The sequence below is a fragment of the Paenibacillus sp. J22FR83 genome (genome assembly GCF_059691955.1).
In genome coordinates, this window is record NZ_JCAUAM010000022.1 from 1 (window position 1) to 21263 (window position 21263).

Below are 21263 nucleotides of genomic sequence, written 5' to 3' on the forward strand. Positions count from 1 at the left end.
TTCAGATTCCACCTCGCGATGGACACCCTTGCTCTTGGCTAACGGTAGGCGTTCGCCAGCCCCCGTTCGGGACTTTCACCCTAGAGATGACGCCCATGCTGGGCGTACATACAAAAAGGGACGTGCCAGTGCACGTCCCTTTTGTGTTTTAGCGATTAATAGTCTGTTGAAGCTTCTACAATATCGGCAAAAGCCCAATAGCTCTTCGCTACATCTTCCCATGGCGATGTTGCTGTGCTGCCGCTCGGTTGACGGCCGAGCAAGCGATTAATCATGGTAACAGCTTCCGCACGAGTGATGGATTGTTCCGGTTTAAATGACTCATCTGCATAACCTTGCAGAATACCGGCGCCTTGCACCTTGAGAATCGCCTTCTCTGCCCAGTGGTCAGCCAGATCGGTGAAGCCCTTGCCAGTCGAATTGTCTGGAAGCAGAATAGCCGCAAGGCTTGCCATCTCTGCACGTGTAATTCGTTGATCCGGAGCAAAGGTTCCATCAGGATAACCGCTCATCAGCTTCATTGCGGAAACTTTGACGATGGACTCCATTGCCCAATGCGTGGCAGCAACATCAGAATAAGTCGTTTTACCCGCCGCCAGTTCATCCTTTTTAATCACACGAGTTAGAATCGTTGCCATCTCTGCACGCGTTATCGCCTGTTCCGGACGGAACGTGCGGTCCTCATATCCTTGGATATAGGCACGATGCCCTTCAGGCACAGCATTGAGCTGAACTAGTGAAAACGTGCTGAACTTATTCACGGAGAATTGCAAGCCCAGATCACCTTCGGAAGAACCATACGGCACCAACTGGCCGTGCAGCAATTCCTTCGTTCCATCACTATGCTCAACGTAAATGGCAAGATTAGCAAGTTGCTCTTGGCTCAATTGCAAGCCCTTTAGCGGCATGACAAGCTCGACTTTACGATTCTGCAAATTCGTTTCAATTGTCATCGGACGGCCGACAACAGTCACGCCTTGCTCGCCCGCAACAGCCAACACAATGGTCTCCTTGTCAGCTCGGCCATTAATGGCTTGCTTCTCAGTTGCATCTTTAATCGGCACAAAATGGAAGTAAATATCGTCCTGGAATCCTTTCAGTGACGATGCTGGGATCGTAACTTTTACGTTGTCCGTCACGATGCCTACATTGATGTTTGCATCCACGAACATCCCGGCTGCATCCTTCGGTACGGTAACGTTCACCTCGGATACTTCATCTTTCGCATCGGGAATAATGATATTCGCCGTATTCAGTTTGGCTTTTTGAATAGCTTCAACGGTCTGTTTGGCCTGCGGCGTCGTCAATTGTATCCTATCGCTTTTCGTACCGTCAGATTTCAGCGTTCTTTCAATTTCAGCTTTGGACACCGAATCGGCATCCTTGGAACCCGGTGCTTTCACATCGACTTGGATTGTTTCTTTATTCGGCACTGAAGGCGAATCAGGCTCTGCCTCTGGCGCTACAACCGTAACACTGCCCGCTTGAATTGTCTTCGTTAATTCTTTGGCGTCTCCATCGGTTATTGTGAACTGCCGAATGTCTGTCGCATCAGTAATTGTCAAAGGCTTCACACCATGTGTAGCAGTGTTCTTAATTTTAAAACTAACCGTAAACAGTGTCTGATCGCTCACGAGTAGCTGATCGCCACCTGTTCCATCCACCCAGCCTGTCATTAAATATCCGATTGTATTGTTATAAATGCTATCGAATACAACAGCTTGAGGTCCAGCGATACTCACCACCTCAAGCGATGAGGGATCATAAGCCATTCGTATGCCAAACGAACCTACGCCCGATGACACCGAGTTCAGCACGACAGGAACATCTACGATGTTACCCTGCTGCCCCTGGCCTTTACCGATTGAAACAGTCGCCGTACCCACCTGAGCGAGACTCAGTATCGTCACCTTACCTGACACTCTCTCGCTAATTTCCACTGGATCTTGATCCAGTGTGTACGAACCACCTTCGAGTGTAATCGGTGTATCACCTGGTATTGCAGTTGATTTAATCGTAAAATTCATTGTAAAAACTTTTTGCCGTTCAAAAATAAAGGTGGTCGGGAAGCTCTCCGCTTTGACGTACACACTTCCTGTTACTGTTTCGGTCGTGTCGAACGTCTCGGCCTCCACATCATTGAAGATTGGCTCGACGAGCGTCAACACACTTGGATCATAATTCACTTTCATTGTATATGCCCAAAAATTATCGTCCGATGCTGTCTCACCAGGCTGCATATACACAGCTACAGAAACCGTTTCTCCCGCATGACCGGAAGAACTGTAAACGTCAGCTTGGAAAGGCAGCGCACGAGTTGCGTGTACAACCGGCAGCAAGCTAATCATCAGGAACGCCATAATCAACAAAGCAACAGCCAGTTGAGAGACACGGTTCGCCACTTGCAAATGGGATGTCTTCACTATGGTCACACTCCTTTCCCTAAGTAAACGTTGAGAATAAGCTGACTGTCGATGGCGTCGACATCACCGTCATCATCCATGTCGAGTGCTTTTTTCTGTTCGTCGGTCAGCGTAATTTTACCTTGCGCATATCTCGTTGCGAGGAGCGCATCCGCCGGGCTGATAATTCCGTCCCCATTGGCATCACCTTTCAGAACAGTTACTGGCCCAAGTGCCTTGCTACTGTTTGGTGTGCCTACTGCAGCTCCAGAAGCAGCTTTCGGCGTCACTTCGAAAATAATGAATTTGCCGAACTGCGCCGCTTTCAACGTCAGTGTCTTGGCAGTCTCTCCAGCAATAACGGTTTTGTTCAAGCCTGCGGCATCATCGGCTGTATACCACTTGAATGTTGTGCCACTCTCGCCGTCGCTGTCAGCGTCCGTATAGGTATAGCTCCCGGTCAGTGTCTGCGTAAGCATGAACGCTCCGTCTATCTTCGCATTCGTTGCCGTCGGCGCAATGTTCGGCACTACCGCAGTCGCACCTGTAAAGGTAACTGGTGTACCTGTCAATGTACCCGTGCTCGCCACTGGCGTCACTTCGAAAATAATGAATTTATTCGCCTGCGCACTCGTCAACGTCAGCGTTTTACTTACCGCTCCGGCAATCGCCGTTTTCGCAGTGCCTGCCACATCCGTCGCTGTGTACCACTTGAACGTTGCTACACCTTCGAGATCACCATCTGTATCTCCATAAGTGTACGTACCGTTCAATGTATTTCCTTCTTTCAGCGTGCCCGTGAAACTCACGGCTGACGCCGTCGGAGCAGCGTTCGGCACTACCGCAGTCGCGCCCGTATATGTCGACGGTGTACCTGTCGGCGTACCCGTGCTCGCCACTGGCGTCACTTCAAAGATAATAAACTTATTAGCTTCCGCACTCGTCAGCGTCAGCGTATTGTTTACCGCACCAGTAATCGCCGTTTTCCCTGTGCCTGCCGCATCCGTCGCCGTATACCATTTATACGTCGTTACACCTACCGGATCGCCATCTGCATCGCCGTATGTATAAGTACCTATCAGCGTACTGCCTTGCTTCAGATCACCAGTAAAGCTAACGTTCGTCGCAGTTGGTGCAGCGTTTGAAGGCCCCCAGTTAACCACACGCACTTGGTTAGTCGTACTAGTTTCCAGAAACGTTACATAGAGCGAGCTATTAACAACACTCGGAAAAACTGAAGTAGCACTGTTCGTCGTAACCCTGTTCAATCCTTTTGTCGAATTACCATCAACAGATGTCCAAGTTGTTCCGTCATATTGTTTAACACGAACCTGATTGGTACTTCCTTCTTGCCAAGCTACATATAAATTGCTATCAAAAGCAACCAGTCTCGGTGTATAAGCATTTTGACTTGTATTGTAATTAAGTCCGGTTGTTTGCGTGCCGCCGTCTACCAACGTCCAGCTCGTACCGTCGTATTTCTTCACACGAATCTGATTTTTTTCACCAAAAGCAACGTATAACTCGTTGTCGTAAACTGCTATATAAGGAATATATGCGCCAACAGCAACATCCACATTAAGCCCTGTGCCTGCATTCCCATCAACAAAGCTCCATGAAGAACCGTTATACGCCTTCACTCGCACCTGCGATACCGTGCTGCCATTCTCACTCCAAACCACATAGAGCTTTCCATTGTAGACAGCCACTTCCTGATTTTGGGCCGCTTTCGTGTTGTCCTTGTTCAGCGAGGTGCCCCCATCCGCTAGATTCCAGGTGGATCCCCCCGCATAGACCTTAGCTCGAATTTTGTTTGTACCGTCGCCACCCGTTTCGTCCCAGATAACATACAACGCGCTGTTATACACAACGAGCTTCGGATTTCTCGCATTTGTAGGACTATTTACATTCATGCCAAAATCGCCATCACCGTCAATACGGTTCCATGATGTTCCGTTGAACTTGGCCACGCGTAGCTGCCACCAGTTAGTCGAAGCCTGCTCCTGCCAAGCGGCATACAGCTCGTTGTTAAATACAACCAGATTAGGCGTTGTCGCTTCGCGTGAAGCGTCTTTATTCAGCGGTGTGTTATTATCGGCCGTCACCCATTGGCCATTCGTCATCTTCTTGACACGAATTTGATTCTTGGTGTCATATACCTCCGCCCAAATAACATAAGCCGTACCGTTCCAATCCACCATCCTTGGACTGCTTGCATTTTTCGCCGTATTGTAGTTAATACCCGTCGTTTCCGAATTACCATCTACGAAATTCCAAGATTCCGCGAACGCAATCGTGCTGTACATCATAATGAATGAAAGCGACAGCACCACAGCAAAAATCATACTGCAACTTTTTTTCCACGTTTTCAACCTAAAAGTCCCCCTCTAGAAGTAAGTGAGATGTATTCACCTGACCTTGTTCAAACAGCCAATCGACATGTTTCAACAAAAAGTCATGTCATGTTTATCATTCTAAGGCTATTGTCCTGGCAGGCATAGTGACGAAAAGTCACTCTTTTCTCTTAATTACAATGTGAGGGAGCGATAAATTGAAGTATAATGAAATTCTAGTGTGGAGGGAGGTTGAACCAGAACATGTCTAACGCTTTACAAATTTTAATCGTGGAAGATGATGCCTTGTTACGAAGCGGACTGGAGCTTATTATTGCGTCCGAAGCGGATATGGAGGTTTGCGGAACTGCACGGAATGGAAAAGAGGCGTTGCAACTACTCGAAACAGTCCTTCCTGATCTGGTGCTCATGGATGTTCAAATGCCCGAAATGGACGGTTTGACCTGCATCCGGGAAATTCGAAAGGGAAATGCCGAATTCCCGATTCTAATTTTGACCACTTTTAATGAAGAAGAATATATTTTCCAAGGCCTTGCGGATGGAGCAAATGGTTATATTTTGAAAGCATTGGATTTTGAAAAGCTGGTTCAAGCCATTCGCGACACCGTCAACAAGCAGTTTGTTCTGCCAGCACAAGTGGCCGCCAAAATTGCCCACTATGCCGCAACAAACAGTCAATTTATGAAAGAAAAGCGGCTGCAGCTTTTTTTCGAAACCGACCAATCTTTTACCAAATCAGAACGTCCGATTATCGAATTGCTGCTACAACGATTGTCCAATAAAGAGATTGCCGACAGCTTGTTTCTCACCGAAGGAACGGTCAAAAACAAACTATCGACTATTTACATTAAGCTAGGTGTACAGAATCGGCAAGATGCCATTCGCAATTTAGAGACCAACCTCTTGAACTAAGACAGCACAGGCAGGATACAGTAAAATACGCTCCCGGCCCCTTTCTCGCTGCTGACTCCAACCTTACCGTGATGCTGTTCAACAATCTCTTGTACAATAGCTAACCCAAGCCCGCTGCCGGTTTCATTTTTTTCACGATTGGTGTAGAAACGATTAAATACAAGCGCCTGTTCAGCAACCGATAAACCCCTGCCGTAATCTGCAATTTCGAGTATGAACACATCTCCCATGCCGCTTGCCTCCACCTCTACCCTGCCTCTGAGCTCAATAACACGACTGACATCCTTGCTGAATTGAACCGCATTGCTTATTAAATTTTGCAGCACCCGCAGCATTCGAAACGGATCTATTCGCAGTTGCAGTGGGGAGCCCTCACGAGCAATACCGGTTAAATTAGCATGCAAGATCACCCCTTGATCAGCTAGATCTCCTTCAAACTTGCGGTGTATGTCTTCAAACCAGGAAGCTATATGTACAACCTCATATTTAAAAGCAGTCTCTCGCGACTCCAGCTTGGACAATTCGAACAAATCATCCACCAAGCGTTTCACATAAGCCGTCTTATCTAATAACTGCTCCGTAATATGCGTATTATCTTTGTCCATAGGCAGCTTCCCTCGAGCAATTAGCTGCAGCCAAGTCTGGATGCCAACTAATGGCGTTCCCAAATCATGTGCGATATTGGCCAGCATTTTGGTTCGCCGCTGATTCGATTCATGCAGACTTCGAGTTCGATCCGTCACTTTCACTTCAAGTAGTCTATTGGTCTCTCCTAGCTCTTCCACCAACACATCATTCCGCCGAGAAAGCCGGACGTATCGATGCGAGACAATGATCGCCTGCGCCATCACAAACGGTACGATGCTATAGCTCAGGAGTTCAACTGTCTGAATAATTCGCAAGTAATATAGCGTATCGTTAATCACTGCACATAAGATGAGAATTAAGACGACCAAATGAATCATGGCCCCTTCCCGTTTGCGCGCACAGGCCTTGAGACCGACATATAGGGTAAAATAGAGCAGAATGCCCCCCTTGAGGACGCTTTGCAACACCATAGACTCTGTGTAAACACGGGCAGGCGTTACACAAATGAACACCAACAGCCCGACAGAGGCAAACATGGAAATTTTCACCATACCTGAATGGACTTCCTGGGGGTACAAGCTTCTAATCAAGAAGATAAGCGTGATCAACCCGAGGACCTCACTTACATATTCGAGCTTCGTCAGCCCTTCCCAACTCTCTAGATGCAGCAGTTCGGCGGACAAATACCCGTTGATAAACATCGTTCTCATTGAGATAAACAGCGCGGTCAAGCCCACAAGTAAGGTGGCGAGATCTCGCTTGCGCATGCCCCACACGATCAGGTGATAGATGCCCATCATTAGAAAACCGCCGATAACGAAGATATCATAGAGCAACTCTTTTAAAATCCCGGGAATTAACGCATCCGTATCACCATACATAATTTCCCGCGTCATGCCGCCCTCACGGAAAGCGTAGTTGGATACTTGGAGGACGATCTCCACTGTTTGCTGTTTCGGTTCAAAAAAGACAAGATTAATATGGGATCTCGGCTGTTCTTCCTCCAAACTGGCGCCCACTTGGCCGAGTCCCGGCTTTTCGATGCCATCAATCCACAATCGGTATGCGCTCCCAATCGCCCTGAGGAACAGGGATTTATTCTTGCCCACGTCGGAAGCCGGCACATGCAGAACCATCCGGTACGTACCGAAACCATGGCTGGACATGCTCACACCATTCACTGTACCGTCTGGCCACGAGGAGGGTACCTTCATATAGGAAGGCTGTAAGTCGGTCTGCACAAAATCTGTCGGCTGAAGCCATTGTTTCCAGTAAAACTCCCAGTCCCCATACAAAGGAATTACACCCTGATCCCCTGCCACCTTATCCTCTATTTCCAAAACGCCTTTCTGAGGCTGATGCGCCACTGCTTCCACTGCAGCCGAATAGACTGTCGTCAGGCTCGACATGAACAGCATAATTACCATCCCGATGACGGTTAACACAATCCGCTTCTTCATTTCTTCATCAACCGCCTTCTCACTGTCGCCTAAAACAAATCTTCGCTAACCCCTACTGCGGCCGCCCGATCCCACTTCATAAAATACTCATACCCCCCAAACCGCGTCAGAGCTTCCTGATCTGGCAGCCAGACCCATTCGTCAATCTCCGTCTGACAGCGGTGTGCACGAAATGCCGCGAGCTTCGCTTCGAGATGCGCATGTACGTCGATTCGTGCGATCTCCCTCGCTGTGTAACCGAATCGCTCTGGCCGCGCCATCGCATCGCCGAATGAAATAAAGTATAGCGAGCCCCGCTGTCCGGTGCGCTGGAAAGCCGCCGTCGTCGCTTTACCAATAGCGCAGTGATCCGGATGACCACCAAGCACTTCGTGAAACGTCAGAACAACATCCGGCTGCAACTCCTCAATCAGCGCTGCGATGCGTGTGATAAGGCTCTCTTCCTCGACGAATTCCACCGTTTTATCACGAATATCCAAAAAGATCAGCCGCTGCACGCCTAAATGCTCGCAAGCCTCGGTAAGTTCAATCTCACGGGCTGCCGCCATCGTTTCCCGGTTAAGATATGGCGGGTTCCCCATGCGCCGTCCCATATCGCCGCGCGTTGCGCTCACGAGCGTAATCTCCACGCCTTCTCTGGCATATTTCGCTAGCGTGCCGCCGCAAATAAACGATTCATCGTCTGGGTGCGCGAAAACTGCGAGCAGTCTTTTGCCTTTGTTATTGGTCATATTCATTCCGGAAAAGGCTCCTTTCCCAGATGCAGCGCCACATTCATTCTGCCTCGGTCATCATATCCAGCTAGCAGCAAGCTCCCCTGCCCGTCAACTTCATAATGCGTAAGTGCCTCCATGCGAAGCCAGCCATGCCCGTCGTAACGGACTGCCGCTCGGTAGGGCCCTTCCCCTGCGATGAACGCGTGTGTCACATTCACTTTGAAATTACGAACAAACATATACGATGTTGCTTCACTATGTACATAAACATCAGACCCCACAAAGGTCTGCAGTTCTTTTGCTACCTCATCCTTATCTATGATGTTCATCAGCGTCTACTCTCTTTTCAAACAGAATTTTGTTGCTCCTATACTGTAACATAAGTTTGTACACTAAACGCAGAAAACCACTCAAACCCGATTCATGCAAGCCTTGATGTTGAAAAAACTGCCCTAAAAGTAGATACGTCTACTTCAGGACAGTTTATCTTATTACATGTTTCACACTTATAGATGGCGCATCCCGTCACGGGATACGGTCAATTTCTCGTATCCTTCTTCTGTAATCAGATACGTATCCTCAACACCAACAACGCCCCGCCCTGGGAAGGTGAACTTAGGTTCAATCGCGATGACCATGCCTGGTGCCAGCGGGTATTTGAAGCCTTTGGCGAGAACGGGCAACTCATCGATTTCGAGCCCGATACCATGACCAAGGAATTTAACTTGGTCAGCGCCATACCCCATGAAGTGGGCGCTCAGCCCAGCTTCCTGCACTTGATCCAGCGCGAGCAGATACAGATGCTCGGCAATTGTGCCCGGCTGCAGCCTGGCTTCCGTGGCACGGAGGACCTCCTCCGCCACGTCATAAGCACGCTGCAGCTCAGGGTCTAGATCGCCGATCACGAGCGTACGCGTCTGATCGATCAAGTACCCGTCGATGGTGCAGCCAATATCGACGAGAATCGGTTCGCCGCGCTGAATCAGCGCGCGGCCTGAGCTCTGTGGGCTGGACGGGTGAAGCCCCGTGCCCCCGGCCGGCCCATCAAAATAGGTGGGCACCGCCGCCGATGCGCCTGACGCAACCATTCCGGTGATTAACTCGGAATTGTACGCGCGCATGCGCATCAGCCCTTGGTGCCCGCGCAGTCTGAGCTGATGCTCGATGAGCGCCATCAGCTCAAACTCCGCCATCCCCTCACGAATGTGGGGGATGACCGCCTCCAGCGCGTCGTCCGCGACGCGCGCTGCCGCCCGAATCGCCGTGACTTCGTCCGGCGATTTGATCATACGCTGCTCTCGCACGAGCAGCGAGCCGTCCTCCCAGACCGCGCCGGGCAGCGCGGTCTGGAGCTTCAAGTACAGCTGGACGGGTAACACGTCCAGCTCTGTCGCCACGCGCAGCGGCTCAGCTGCCGCTGCGCCAGCGCCGCCCATGCGAGCGCGCAGCCGCTCGCCGAGCGTCTTCCAAGACCCGAGCGCTTCGACGGCCGCTGCCGCTTCCTCCTCTGCTCGAACCAAACTACGGCGAACCAGATAAATCGCTTCGCCCTCCGTCGGAATGAATAAATACCCCGTCTGCATCGAGCCACAGTAATAATATATATCAACATTGTGCGTGACCAAGAAACCTGACCACCCACGTTTACGCATCTCATCTTGCAGCCACCGCTGCCTTTGTTCAAAAATTGTCATCACCATCGACTCCTATACGCCGTAGATTAACACCTCACCTTCACATTATACATGGAAATATCCTTTGTCGCTCTAACCATACTCTACCACCACTAGCTACCTCTATAGATCAAATAGATGGATTTTCTGTATCTAATTCCTCCCCTTTTGGGCTCATTTGCCGAATAACTGGATTTTCTCCAGCTATTTTCTTCGATATTCGAGGATTTGAGTAATTAAGACGAAATTACCTGTACTTTTTCCATTTATATTCAAATAATCCCCTTTTTCGCTCGAAATAGCTGTATGTTTTCCAGTTAAACGCCGCTAGTTAATCCAATACCACCGTCCGGGCACGACTGGCCTAGTCTCGTCCGATCTGGTCTTGCCCCCACCACCTCAATGAACCATCTCCGCCGCAGACTTAATCGTCCACGTTATCGGCTGCAACACCGTATACGTCCGCGGAAACACCAACCGGATGAACATAATAACACCAGGTCGTTCCAAGGTAACTGAGTAATCCTGACTGTCATCACGATACGTATAGGGAAATATTTCGCCTTCATTAACAATCTTAAATAAGTCTACCACCACCGCGCTCTGCAAAAATGTATCCGGCAAGGGCTCATTCTGCGCATTTAAACGTAAATTGGCCTGCAAATAGGCCATCGCAGCCTCCCTTGCTTTCGTCTCATCTATGGCATGAACCCCTTGTGCTAGCTTCCCTTCATCACTTTGTTGAGCAGCCGCATGCACGGCATTGTTCAGCCCGTGTTTTCCCTGAAATACGGTATGCATGGCCAACTCTTCATCCGTCTGAAGGCCGTACAACGACATAAATACAACGCTCATTAACACCATTAACAGCAGCTTATACATGCCATTCCCTCAACTCCCACGACTCTCACGGCACATATTCACTCATCTTCATGCCCGTCGCACCCATTCGATCGGAAGCCATCGGCACCGAAATGCCGACAAGCTGATCAATGACAAAAAGCCGCTGATACGGATACGTAATCGTTAACCTCAAGCCCGTTCCTCGCCAGACCGGTGCACTTGCATCCATGCCACTTACACCTGAGTCGGTAGCCACTGAATAGGCAAGCTCATCTACTAAGAAGCCTCTTTCCGCCATACGCTCCTTGGATGCGGCAATCATCGTTGCGTTGATATACCCATGGCTGCCATTCGCCCCAACTTCGAGCAGATAATCGACTTCCTTTTGCAGCACCGCCTGCCGAACAATAATAATATGCTTATACACTGGCGCGAACATAAACCAGCAGAGCATTGTCGCGAATAGAATAAACACCAAAATCTGCTTCATGGATTAATCCGCTCAATGGATCCACTAATTCTAGCCCCGCTATTGCTAACCTGTTTGCGAGTTCCCGTGTTTCCCCCAACAACATCCATATATATGCCGATAACAACAATCATCAACAGCACCGTTACAAGAATTGACCTCATACATAACCTGCCATTTCTCTATGGGGTAAGTGCTGTAATATTCGTATTCGCTGTCGTCCCGTGTGTCCCAATATTTCGTCGCATTCCTGTTGAGCCATCATTAATAATCGATGTAAACAATAACGCCACTACGATTAACATCATCACCGTTACCAAAATATTTCTCATTTCCTTACTCTCCCATCACATGTTAGTTAATTGCATCAAATAATCGTTGCCCTTCGGCGATCCATGGGTACATAAACACCCGAAATGTATTTAGAATCGGCAGTCCCGCAAGGACAAAAAGCACATACGATACCGTTTCCTTCTTACTGTCGCGAATCAATTCCATCTTCTCTTTATAATCCTGTATTCGTTGCTTCAGCAGGTCGTAGTAGCCCCCATGTTCATTCAGCCTGAGCGCATTCAACGTTTCGCCAAAACTATGAGCTTCTTCGGTTCCTAGCCTCTTTTTAAAAAGAGTAATCGCCTCTTCGGCCCCTTGGTACCATTCATTAAGCAGCAGCTGCACATGAGCTCGAGTGGATGTCGTCTGACCGACACATAAGGACAATTTATCATGCAGATTTAATTTCGAATCGTTATAGTATAAAAGCTGTCGACTGATTGCATAAATATCCCGTACGATGCGCTGTGATCGCTTTTCTTTGAGCTGGGCAAGTACTTTGCCATCCCATATAAGAAAAATCGACACGATAGCCGCTCCAACTAACACGTATGCAGGCTGTATGTTCAAAACGATCCAAGGACGCTCGATGGCCGCATATCCCATACCGCCTACTAGCATTGTTCCTGCCAAAAGCAATCTTCTTGCTCCCTCATACAGGATTGCATTCAGCCAAATCCCACATCCCAATAACAACTGGCGCTTCGCCTCCACCGCTTTCGTATTCATGCCCAGCATTTTATACAAAAACGGGGGGAATTCAGCCTCTTTGAGCGTGCTCTTTACCTGTAGGGACCGCCATCTTCTCTTGCGCGCTGGTATGTACCTTAAACCTTGGTAAATCATCATCATAAAAAGTAAAAATAATAGCACACGCGACGCGTACTGCAGCATTAACAGCTGGGTATTGACCATAATCACAGGGATTCACCACCTCACATTCTTCGCATCGACAAGTAGATCCCCATCAGAAACGACACAAAAATTAGCAATAGGGCATCCAAAATCATATTCCGACCCTCAGGATCGATCACATAATATAAATAAGCGTTATCTGTGTTTACCTTAAAGTTAATCCACATGAATAAGGCCATGAATCCAATTGGCGTAAAATTAGCAATTCGAATTTCCAACAGTCGATTTCGTTCGATTTGATCAAAACGTTGTGCTTTGCGCATATCAGTAATCAATTCCTTCAAGCTATCACCAACAAAACTTCCCTCCTTCAAGGCCACTCGCATAATCCCTGTAAAATAATCCGCCCAGATGTGACCCAAAGTCAGGTTGAAAATTCGCAAGCTTTCTTCCGTATCCCTTTGCGTCATAAGATGACGGTATAATTGCTCAAAAACAGGCTTGATCGGGTACAGAATACGATGTTCCTCAATACAATACTTCAGTGCGATTTTCATATTTTGATTAGGGTCCATCATATACGATTGGAAAAACACTTCAACAGCAGGTAGGAACTCCAGTCTCGTTCGCAAACGGACGCTTACCAGCTTCACTCGAAGCAGCAAATACGGCAGCGAGGCACCAATCATCGTCATAATAAGCGAGCCTTTGAACGTTTGGAAGAACACGCCACCAGCCAACAAGCCAAATAACAACCCAATTAAACTTATGGTGAGCACCGCTTGCAAACTAAATCTAGATTCGACGGATTCCAGCAACTCCTTCACATGCTTGATCCAGCCCCATGTCTCCATCTGCGTGGTAATTCTGGCGCTGACGGTTGACCTTCTTACATAATGCAGCCTAATCCTAGCCTTATGTTGTCTAATAACTAGTTCCAACAGCGCTCGAAACCCGACATAAATAAGCACAAATAACAACAAGAGAAAGACATATTTAGCGAAAATCACGGCTCACAACCGCCTTCTTCCCCTTCATTTTCAATAAATCCGTGCTCCTTCAACAGCGAATGCTGTATGGGATCCGCCTTCTTTATTTTTCGCGATGCATGATGCGACAATTTCCCGGGAAATGACCATTTGTCTGTCGAGTTGTCATAACATGCTAGATCTGTGACGAAAGCGCATTCATTCTCATACCGATATTCGACGATTCGCACAATCTTTCTTTTCCCGTGAACGACCTGCATTTCAATGCCGATATGTGTCACAAATTCCGTGATTCTTTTCGTCAAACGCTTCGAATCCATTCCTCTGCCGTCGAGCATACACATATCAGTTATCGCATCGGGTACATCTTCCAACTCACTCACATGGACCGTCGTCAAACTGCCTTCATGACCACGTGTACAAGCGCGAACATATAAGTTAGCATCTTCATCCCTAATTTCAGCGTGACATATGCGTTTCGGAGACTGCCTCAATGCGAGCTTAAAAGCCTGCAAACCCGAATGCCTCGGATCTTCCTCGTCAATTTCGTATTCGACGATATTCTTATGAGGAAAATCTCGCTTTAAATTCAACTCGAATCGCGATTCAATCGTGATAATTCGTTCGTTATCGTCCATTTCGGCAATAATCGCTTTTATTAAGTTGGTTTTCCCTGAATTTGTCGGTCCAATGACGACCATGTTGAAATACGTGTGGATGAAACAACGGAGTAAGACTTCCATGCGGGAATCCATCGTGGCCAGTTCTGGGGAGGCAAGCGAGGCTAAATCAAATCTTTTGACCGTGTAAAACCTTATCGTTAAGGTAGGTTCTGCTGTAAACCCGAAGCCCGTCATCGTCACACGCGAACCGTCTTGCAGAACAACCTCTGCCCAACGCTTTCTAGGATTGAGGGTATCATGGTTAAATAATACTAAATTTTGTTGAATTCGCTCTAATTCTCGAATGGACGGAAGCTCATAGGATGAAGGTGTGGCTTTTCCTCCACGCACTTCAAAAATCTGCCTTCCCACAACCTGAATCTCTTCCAGTCCCTCCTTCTGTTTGAGGACAAGTTCAAGAACATTAAGGCCGATAATTTCAGCAAAAATCGCTTCAGGCAACGTCGTATACCCGCTAGTTCTAGGCGGAATGTCCGAAAGTCTCCTTTTCGACACGAGGTCATGAATAATGGCCAGCAGTTTCCCTCGATCCTCTTCATAACCCAGAATTGCCCGATTCAGCGTCTCGTTATACAGTTGTTTCTCCGTCTCTGATCGGCCTTTCAATGCGACAAGCTCACTGCGAATCTCCTGCACCCATTGCTGGAAAACTGCTTCCTCTCCGGCGCCCGCTTGATCCTGGCTGATTCCGTTCACACGTATTTCGTTCGCCCGTTCAATCGCTCTATCGCCTGAATCAATAGCTCCCCCTGCTTGTAATGTCGGGAAGCGACCCCCGCCAACCACAGACTCTTCTGTCCTACGTTCATGCATGTAGGTAATCATCGAGAACCTTTTACCACTCACACCTTCACCTCCTGATCCTGATTAGCTGACCGCTCGTTTACCGGCAATGAGCTTTTGGAACCATGTCGCCTGCTGCACACTCGTCTTCATGGGCAACTTATAGAAGTCTGCAAATTTCCGCGCTACTGCCTTCACCTCTTGATGCATGGGATGAGTCACGCTCAACATTTCCATCAGCTTTCCTTGGTTGCAACGCGCAAGCGCATCTCCGTGTCTGCTAACATGTCCAATCAAGTGAAGCTGCGTTTCTTTGCGAATATCTTTGATTGTAAACTCGCTTTGCTTCGCATGCCGATCTGTTTGCACGGCCATAAGCTCGAATGCATCCGGTTGGAGGCCAAATACAGATCCCACCTGCCTGATCCATCTCGAGAAATCCTCTTGGAAGTGGGCAATATCTCCTGTCGTAACGACGATTTTGCTATCCGCTTCCAGCAGTCCGCTTACCGTCGCCGCATTATCCCAATATGCGCTTACTTCGATGATACAGATGTCAAAAGCACCTCGCGCCACACGCAGTAAATGGATAATTTCCGATGGCGTGAAGAATTCCGCCTGCTCCCGCAGCATATTACCATAGAGGATATGTAATCCATGTGCCTCTTTCGGCTTGTCGCACACGTGGAGCAATCTTTCTGGCGTTAAACTTTGCGCCTTCAATTCCGCTCTTAGGCCATCTAATGTAATTAGATGATCTTCACGCCCCAAATACCGATGAAGCTTTGAACTTTTGAGATTCAAACACAAATAACCGACCTTCTTCGACGTCTCCATCGCTAACGTACAAGCCACCCCAAACGATGCTAAGGTTGTCCCAATATTCGGGGTAGAACCAACGAACGTGATTAATTTACCAGAAAGCGCCTGGTTGGATTGACCTCCGTTCGCCCCATCAACCCAGGCACGAATTTCATCCGCAATCACTGCCGTACTGCGCCCTGGGAGGATATAATCCAGCTTCATCAGCTTGCACATTTTCAGATACTTCTCATTGATGGAAGCATCGTGGTAATTCGAAAGCATCACAATAACTTTCGCCTTTGGTTCCTGCCCCTGCATCCCTTCAAGAAACTCCTCTAACTCGCCATACGCGAGATCCCGATCCGAAAGAATGATATGGGAGTAAGCCTCCTCCATTAATTTAGGCTGTAAATCATTCGCCTTGGCAAATATTCGCCACCCAAATGGTTTGGCATACACAACATTCGTTATCTCATCTATCAATCGCTGATCCGTCGACACCAGCCCGATTTGCACTCGGTTTCACCTCTCTCTAATGCTAGATTACATTCTACTCTTGGACTTGAATCGATGTGGAACTAAAAGCAATAACCAGCTTCGCCTTCTTCGCTGAGCATAATTGATCAATCTGTAGCCATTCGTTCTCTGTCAAATTCAAATTAATCTGATCGATCGCACCATTGGCTTCCAGTCTGGAGGTATACATCTTCTGCTCATCTCCTTGGGCTTTGGATAGCAAGTTGGAATTCTTCGGGTTGTCGACCTCCACATTCGCTGATGACTTCACAGATGCCACCGTAATTTCCTTGTCATGGAACAACCTGCGTGAGCTGCCATCGCTCCCAGACACGTAAATACGAACCTGATCACCCGCACGAATTCCATTTGAAACAGTAAGTAGATACTCCTTAGGAATTTGAAAAGTTGCCTGTTGTTCATTCGGAAGAAGATGATAACGATTCAGCTTCCACTTCAGAATGGGCTCCCCTGTGCCTAGAGGGATCATGGATTCCTGTCCAACAACATCTGTCAGCTGCGTCAGCATATTCGCTGTATAACTACCCTTCTGAATCGCCTTGAACTCGACCATATCGTCTTGAATAAACTGCCCTGCTCGTATAAAATCCTTCGGTACCACAACCTGAACCGTCTGCTGCAGCTCGACCTGATTCGCTTGCAACACATACACTCCGTACACAAGCAACCCAGCCAGCAATGCAGCAACCATGCTAATTAGCAGGCTTCTCCTGCGATTCAATCGATCAACTCCTTCCTTACTTGTACATAAACAACAAAAAACGCAAACCCCGGAGAATTCTCCGGAATTTGCGTTCTTCGCAATTCAAACTATATGATCATCAGTTCGAAACAATATACTAAAACTATCACATAAACTTCCAATTTTCAACATCTTTTTACAAACTAAACGATCACTTTATTTCGAGGGTGGAGCAAGCCGCCTACAAACCTGTTTACTCGACAATGAATACTCCCACCACTTACCTTAGCTAAAGCTAAGATTAAACTTGGGGTTTCTGGTGTATTAAATTAGTTTCAAACAGGATGAAGAAAGCTTACAAGGTACAGTAACCACTTTACAGCAAGTATTGCATGTCCTAGAGAATGCCGTGCAGCAAGAGCTTATGGAAGCACAGGACCTAAATCTTTTCATCTTCAAGATCTGGACTTCTGTAAACATCGGTTCGAAGAACTCTCTCTGCTTTATCAACTTTCTTGACAGGTATCTTCAGCAACGCCTTCCTGACATAATTCGTCTCTGTGCCCTTGCACCAGGGTCTATGAATATCATCTGGTAAAAAGATTACATATTGACCTGGATATAGCGTTAACTCCATCTCATTTTCCACAACATCGAAAAAGGTATGATCTTCAATAGCTGGACTCACCTCAACCGGTTGATTCTTCTCGCAATCCCGAGCAAAGCCAATGGTCTCTGATCCGGCTAGGATATAGTGAATATCTATATAACGTTGATGTCGCTCTGGCAATACCTTCGCGAAGGGGAGCGTAGAAGTCGTTTTCACGACCAAATATGTACCGTCTTCACTCACCGGATATACACCATCTTCGTTTTCATCGAATGAACAGGTATATAGGTACTCCAAGTACTGTGCAAGCCGCTCAGAGTATAACCATTTATCCTCTGACCACTTACGAAAATCTCCTAATAACAAGCTTGGTTCCTCCTAGCCAACATGTCAGTTTCTAATGAAGTGCTCACACTTATGTTTTCACTAACATCAATAACGATCCTGCAATTGGCGTCATAATCATCGCAGAGCGGAGCAGCAGCTTCGGAGCTCTCTTCGTAAATTTGGCCCCAATGTAAGAGCCAATCATCGTCCCGGCAACGACTTGCGCGAGTAATACAAAGTCCAAGAATCCGGCTTGGAAAAATCCTATAGACCCGAACAAAGCAATTGGTAGAATAACGACCATTGTCGTCCCCACCGCTTGTCGGAGTGGAAATCCGAATAAGATGAGCAGTGCCAACTGGATGAAAGGTGTTGATCCAATCCCGAATACACCTGACAATGATCCCGTGACGAGCCCTGTAAGCGCAGCTAACATCCAGAACCTCGCCTTTTTTAACTCGTTGGATTCCTCAGCAAGCACTCGCTCCTTCGTAGAAAACACCTTACTTGTCCGAAGCCAAATAAGAATCCCCGATAAGAACAACATACCACTGGTCAGCCAAATGAGCTGATCAGCTGCAATCATGCGAGCCACGAAGGTTCCGGCATAAGCACCACCCGCTCCGAATGCCCCAATAATGAGGCCTGAGCGAAGCCTAGCATTCCCTTCTCGGAAATGACTGATTGAACCCGACAAGGTTGTAAATACCATCGCTGCAATCGAAGTACCAAGCGCCGTATGAACTGGAACATGGAACACCGCTAGGAGAATCCCAATAATAAAGCCAGAGCCTCCCGTTCCGGCAAAGCCTAAAATCATGCCCATCAGAAGCATGGTTGCTAGAATGTCCACATTCGCCATCTACTTTCTCATTCAGGTTGTTTGAAAGGCATATTGTTGATAGAAAGAAGGCCGCATATCGGTACGATTCCGATTATGTCCATTTTCTCGAATGTATTTCAAGTAATCGAGATTAATATCTCCGACGACAACCATCTCCACATTCGCTTCCCCTTGGCTGACAATCGCATTTGGCGTACCGATCATCGGTTGAATCGGTGAATAGATGCCGCTTTTACCCGTGAATGTAAATCCGTAAGGAATATGAGTTGGAAACGGAATCGATCCGATCATGTGGCTATTCACGACGAACACCTGATTCTCCGAAGCTCTTGCCTGAGCGAATAGAATATTGCGGCTTTGGCCCCATTCATCGAGACAACAGGTCGGCGCGAGGATAATATCAGCCCCCATTTGACTAAGGATACGTGCTACTTCGGGGAAGGAGTTATCATAGCAGATAGAGATGCCATAGGTCACACCATTTATTTCGAAAACATCCAGCTTGTCGCCAGGTGTGGTCAATTCTTTGTTATACACCATTTCATAGGAAGGATGGATCTTGTTCTGTTCAAAAACAGCACCGCTAGCTGTGAAGACATACGCTGTATTATAATAGCATTTACGATCCGGCTGATAGGCGAAATGCGTCCCCGCAGCGAGTGTGATTTGATACTCTTTGGCCAAATTGGCACATAATTGCTTGATCGCTGCTGTGTACTCCTTGCCAAACCACTCGAAGATTTTCGTGACATCCTCCTTACTCTTGATGTCAAAATGGTGCAGCGTGAGCAGCTCAATCGCGAAAAACTCAGGTAATAAGAGCAGCTCCGCCCCTTGTGCTACGGCTGATTCAACGTGCCACCGAACATGATCCTCAAAGTCTTTCATTGATCTTAGCTTTTTGGCCCGAAACTGGCTGCTGGCAATCTTCATCTTAGTTAACTCCTCTCAGTTCGACCTCATGGGTGATCTTGCGCATGAATTGGTTCATCCTTGCATTTTTCATATGAAAGACTTCGTCTGGCTTCCCGTTCATCGTAATTTGACCATCCTCCATAAAAAGAACGCGATCCGATACGTTGCGAGCAAAATTCATCTCATGTGTCACGACGACCATCGTCATGCCCTCTTTCGCAAGTTTGACCATGATATCGAGCACTTCATGGACTAATTCAGGGTCAAGTGCGGACGTCGGCTCGTCGAACAAAATAACCTTCGGTTCCATGGCCAAAGCTCTTGCTATCGCCACACGCTGTTGTTGACCACCCGATAAATTAGCGGGATACTCATTAATTTTCTCTTGTAAGCCAACCTTTTCAAGCAGCTTAACCGCTTTGGCTTCTGCTTCTTTACGTGGAACCTTTTTCACAATACGCGGTCCCTCGGTTACGTTATCCAGTACGGTTTTATTCGGCCATAGATTAAATTGCTGAAAGACCATGCTGACCTCCGATCGAAGCCAGGTCAATTTCATGTACGATTGCAGCGTTAAGCGGCCGCGAGCGTTCGTCTTATATTCGGCTTTGCGCGTATCCACGTAAATCTCCCCAGAGGTCGGCACCTCTAGCAGATTCATACAGCGTAGCAATGTGCTTTTCCCCGCACCGCTCGGCCCAATAATCGAGACAACCTCACCCTCGCGAATTTCGAGATTGATTTGATCTAGTACCTTTTTCTCATGAAATTGTTTATTTAGTCCACGAATATGAATCATATCTCATGCCTCCTACCTTTTCGCAATACGCAGCTTCTTTTCGATGAAGAATTGCAGCAACATGATCGAGCTGGTCATGGTTAAGTAGATAACGCCTGCCACACCCAGCGTCTCGATGACACTGTATGTACTGTTATAAGCTCGTTGTGCGCCAAGCATTAAATCCGGCACGGTAACAATGGATACGATGGCTGACTCTTTCAGCATAATGACACAGTTATTAATATAAGGCGGCGTTAGCAGTCTAATTGCTTGCGGAATGGTGATGCGGATCATCTTCTGAAAAGGGTTCATCCCAATCGAATCCGCTGCCTCCAATTGACCTCGATCCACGGACATGATGCCTGCTCGAATGATCTCCGACTTGAAGGAAGCGGAATTGATCGACATGGCCGCAAGTCCCGCGATAAACGCGGGAAGCTTGAGACCAAATGGTGTGGCATAATACAACCAGAACAGCGTAAGCATTAACGGGGTTCCTCGAAATACCCATACATAAACGAAGGCTATGCCGCGAACTACACTGATACTGGAAAGCCTCATAAGAGCAATAAAGTAGCCAAGTATTGTTGCGCACAAGATGGCTAGTATGGAAATTTTGAAAGTCGTCAGCGCCCCCTCAAGGTAGAGGGGCATATAATTGGATACAATATTCCAGTCCATGCCAATCACTCATTTTCGGTTT

Annotated in this window: 21 protein-coding genes; 1 reads left to right on the forward strand and 20 read right to left on the reverse strand. The window is 47.6% G+C overall.

What is annotated here, in order from left to right; all coding sequences use genetic code 11:
• Positions 1 to 155: 155 nt before the first annotated feature.
• Together AC58PV_RS29750 and AC58PV_RS29755 are read right to left on the reverse strand one after the other, a co-directional pair.
• Positions 156 to 2423 (reverse strand): S-layer homology domain-containing protein, encoded by a 2268-nt coding sequence (locus AC58PV_RS29750; RefSeq protein WP_497436446.1) that lies wholly within the window; start codon positions 2421 to 2423, stop codon positions 156 to 158.
• A 5-nt stretch (positions 2424 to 2428) separates the two neighbouring features.
• A complete protein-coding gene (locus AC58PV_RS29755; protein ID WP_497436447.1) occupies positions 2429 to 4774 on the reverse strand; it encodes a dockerin type I domain-containing protein in 2346 nt (781 codons plus the stop codon).
• A gap of 225 nt (positions 4775 to 4999) precedes the next feature.
• Between AC58PV_RS29755 and AC58PV_RS29760 the strand changes: the two genes are divergently transcribed.
• Positions 5000 to 5668 (forward strand): response regulator, encoded by a 669-nt coding sequence (locus AC58PV_RS29760; protein ID WP_497436448.1) that lies wholly within the window; start codon positions 5000 to 5002, stop codon positions 5666 to 5668.
• On the opposite strand, the gene AC58PV_RS29765 is transcribed toward AC58PV_RS29760, so the two are convergent.
• The 18 genes from AC58PV_RS29765 to AC58PV_RS29850 form a co-directional block, all read right to left on the reverse strand.
• Positions 5665 to 7716, reverse strand: a complete 2052-nt coding sequence (locus AC58PV_RS29765; RefSeq protein WP_497436450.1) for a sensor histidine kinase — start codon at positions 7714 to 7716, stop codon at positions 5665 to 5667. The genes AC58PV_RS29760 and AC58PV_RS29765 overlap by 4 nt on opposite strands.
• 29 nt (positions 7717 to 7745) lie before the next feature.
• Positions 7746 to 8453: a PIG-L family deacetylase gene (locus AC58PV_RS29770; protein ID WP_497436451.1), complete on the reverse strand. Its 708-nt coding sequence runs from the start codon at positions 8451 to 8453 to the stop codon at positions 7746 to 7748.
• Complete coding sequence (locus AC58PV_RS29775) at positions 8450 to 8761, reverse strand: DUF1806 family protein (RefSeq protein WP_497436453.1); 312 nt, start codon at positions 8759 to 8761, stop codon at positions 8450 to 8452. Before AC58PV_RS29775 ends, AC58PV_RS29770 begins: the two co-directional genes overlap by 4 nt.
• Before the next feature lie 177 nt (positions 8762 to 8938).
• Entirely contained in the window at positions 8939 to 10126 is a 1188-nt protein-coding gene (locus tag AC58PV_RS29780) for a M24 family metallopeptidase (protein WP_497436455.1), read from the reverse strand.
• 378 nt (positions 10127 to 10504) lie between these two features.
• The gene (locus tag AC58PV_RS29785; RefSeq protein ID WP_497436456.1) at positions 10505 to 10987 is read right to left on the reverse strand and encodes a hypothetical protein; all 483 of its coding nucleotides are present in this window, start codon (positions 10985 to 10987) and stop codon (positions 10505 to 10507) included.
• Between the two features lie 25 nt (positions 10988 to 11012).
• Complete coding sequence (locus AC58PV_RS29790; RefSeq protein ID WP_497436458.1) at positions 11013 to 11438, reverse strand: hypothetical protein; 426 nt, start codon at positions 11436 to 11438, stop codon at positions 11013 to 11015.
• Complete coding sequence (locus AC58PV_RS29795; protein ID WP_497436459.1) at positions 11435 to 11581, reverse strand: hypothetical protein; 147 nt, start codon at positions 11579 to 11581, stop codon at positions 11435 to 11437. Before AC58PV_RS29795 ends, AC58PV_RS29790 begins: the two co-directional genes overlap by 4 nt.
• An 18-nt stretch (positions 11582 to 11599) precedes the next feature.
• Positions 11600 to 11749 (reverse strand): hypothetical protein, encoded by a 150-nt coding sequence (locus AC58PV_RS29800; RefSeq protein ID WP_167355879.1) that lies wholly within the window; start codon positions 11747 to 11749, stop codon positions 11600 to 11602.
• A gap of 22 nt (positions 11750 to 11771) precedes the next feature.
• Positions 11772 to 12671, reverse strand: coding sequence for a hypothetical protein (locus AC58PV_RS29805; protein ID WP_497436460.1), 900 nt, complete (start codon positions 12669 to 12671; stop codon positions 11772 to 11774).
• Positions 12672 to 12685: 14 nt separating this feature from the next.
• Entirely contained in the window at positions 12686 to 13615 is a 930-nt protein-coding gene (locus AC58PV_RS29810; RefSeq protein WP_497436462.1) for a hypothetical protein, read from the reverse strand.
• On the reverse strand, positions 13612 to 15123 hold the full coding sequence (locus tag AC58PV_RS29815; RefSeq protein ID WP_497436463.1) for an ATPase, T2SS/T4P/T4SS family: 1512 nt from the start codon (positions 15121 to 15123) through the stop codon (positions 13612 to 13614). The genes AC58PV_RS29810 and AC58PV_RS29815 overlap by 4 nt, the downstream gene beginning before the upstream one ends.
• A gap of 21 nt (positions 15124 to 15144) precedes the next feature.
• Positions 15145 to 16380: a CpaE/TadZ family protein gene (locus AC58PV_RS29820; protein ID WP_497436464.1), complete on the reverse strand. Its 1236-nt coding sequence runs from the start codon at positions 16378 to 16380 to the stop codon at positions 15145 to 15147.
• Positions 16381 to 16414: 34 nt separating this feature from the next.
• Positions 16415 to 17122 (reverse strand): CpaB family protein, encoded by a 708-nt coding sequence (locus AC58PV_RS29825; RefSeq protein ID WP_497436465.1) that lies wholly within the window; start codon positions 17120 to 17122, stop codon positions 16415 to 16417.
• A gap of 400 nt (positions 17123 to 17522) precedes the next feature.
• Positions 17523 to 18059 carry a NanQ anomerase/TabA/YiaL family protein gene (locus AC58PV_RS29830; RefSeq protein ID WP_497436467.1) on the reverse strand — a complete coding sequence of 179 codons (537 nt, stop codon included), beginning with the start codon at positions 18057 to 18059 and terminating at the stop codon, positions 17523 to 17525.
• 49 nt (positions 18060 to 18108) lie between these two features.
• Positions 18109 to 18882, reverse strand: coding sequence for a sulfite exporter TauE/SafE family protein (locus tag AC58PV_RS29835; RefSeq protein ID WP_497436469.1), 774 nt, complete (start codon positions 18880 to 18882; stop codon positions 18109 to 18111).
• A gap of 12 nt (positions 18883 to 18894) precedes the next feature.
• Positions 18895 to 19797: a nitrilase-related carbon-nitrogen hydrolase gene (locus AC58PV_RS29840; protein WP_497436470.1), complete on the reverse strand. Its 903-nt coding sequence runs from the start codon at positions 19795 to 19797 to the stop codon at positions 18895 to 18897.
• 1 nt (position 19798) lies between these two features.
• Positions 19799 to 20578: an amino acid ABC transporter ATP-binding protein gene (locus AC58PV_RS29845; RefSeq protein WP_497436472.1), complete on the reverse strand. Its 780-nt coding sequence runs from the start codon at positions 20576 to 20578 to the stop codon at positions 19799 to 19801.
• 12 nt (positions 20579 to 20590) lie between these two features.
• Complete coding sequence (locus AC58PV_RS29850; RefSeq protein ID WP_497436473.1) at positions 20591 to 21241, reverse strand: amino acid ABC transporter permease; 651 nt, start codon at positions 21239 to 21241, stop codon at positions 20591 to 20593.
• Positions 21242 to 21263 lie beyond the last annotated feature (22 nt).

Excerpts from the sequence above, each read along its gene's own strand:
- AC58PV_RS29765 (WP_497436450.1), bottom strand. The coding sequence starts at position 7,716 with ATGAAGAAGCGGATTGTGTTAACCGTCATCGGGATGGTAATTATGCTG.
- AC58PV_RS29800 (WP_167355879.1), bottom strand. The coding sequence starts at position 11,749 with ATGAGAAATATTTTGGTAACGGTGATGATGTTAATCGTAGTGGCGTTA.
- AC58PV_RS29760 (WP_497436448.1), top strand. The coding sequence starts at position 5,000 with ATGTCTAACGCTTTACAAATTTTAATCGTGGAAGATGATGCCTTGTTA.
- AC58PV_RS29790 (WP_497436458.1), bottom strand. The coding sequence starts at position 11,438 with ATGAAGCAGATTTTGGTGTTTATTCTATTCGCGACAATGCTCTGCTGG.
- AC58PV_RS29785 (WP_497436456.1), bottom strand. The coding sequence starts at position 10,987 with ATGTATAAGCTGCTGTTAATGGTGTTAATGAGCGTTGTATTTATGTCG.
- AC58PV_RS29840 (WP_497436470.1), bottom strand. The coding sequence starts at position 19,797 with ATGAAGATTGCCAGCAGCCAGTTTCGGGCCAAAAAGCTAAGATCAATG.
- AC58PV_RS29775 (WP_497436453.1), bottom strand. The coding sequence starts at position 8,761 with ATGAACATCATAGATAAGGATGAGGTAGCAAAAGAACTGCAGACCTTT.
- AC58PV_RS29780 (WP_497436455.1), bottom strand. The coding sequence starts at position 10,126 with ATGACAATTTTTGAACAAAGGCAGCGGTGGCTGCAAGATGAGATGCGT.
- AC58PV_RS29845 (WP_497436472.1), bottom strand. The coding sequence starts at position 20,578 with ATGATTCATATTCGTGGACTAAATAAACAATTTCATGAGAAAAAGGTA.
- AC58PV_RS29795 (WP_497436459.1), bottom strand. The coding sequence starts at position 11,581 with ATGAGGTCAATTCTTGTAACGGTGCTGTTGATGATTGTTGTTATCGGC.
- AC58PV_RS29835 (WP_497436469.1), bottom strand. The coding sequence starts at position 18,882 with ATGGCGAATGTGGACATTCTAGCAACCATGCTTCTGATGGGCATGATT.
- AC58PV_RS29770 (WP_497436451.1), bottom strand. The coding sequence starts at position 8,453 with ATGAATATGACCAATAACAAAGGCAAAAGACTGCTCGCAGTTTTCGCG.
- AC58PV_RS29850 (WP_497436473.1), bottom strand. The coding sequence starts at position 21,241 with ATGGACTGGAATATTGTATCCAATTATATGCCCCTCTACCTTGAGGGG.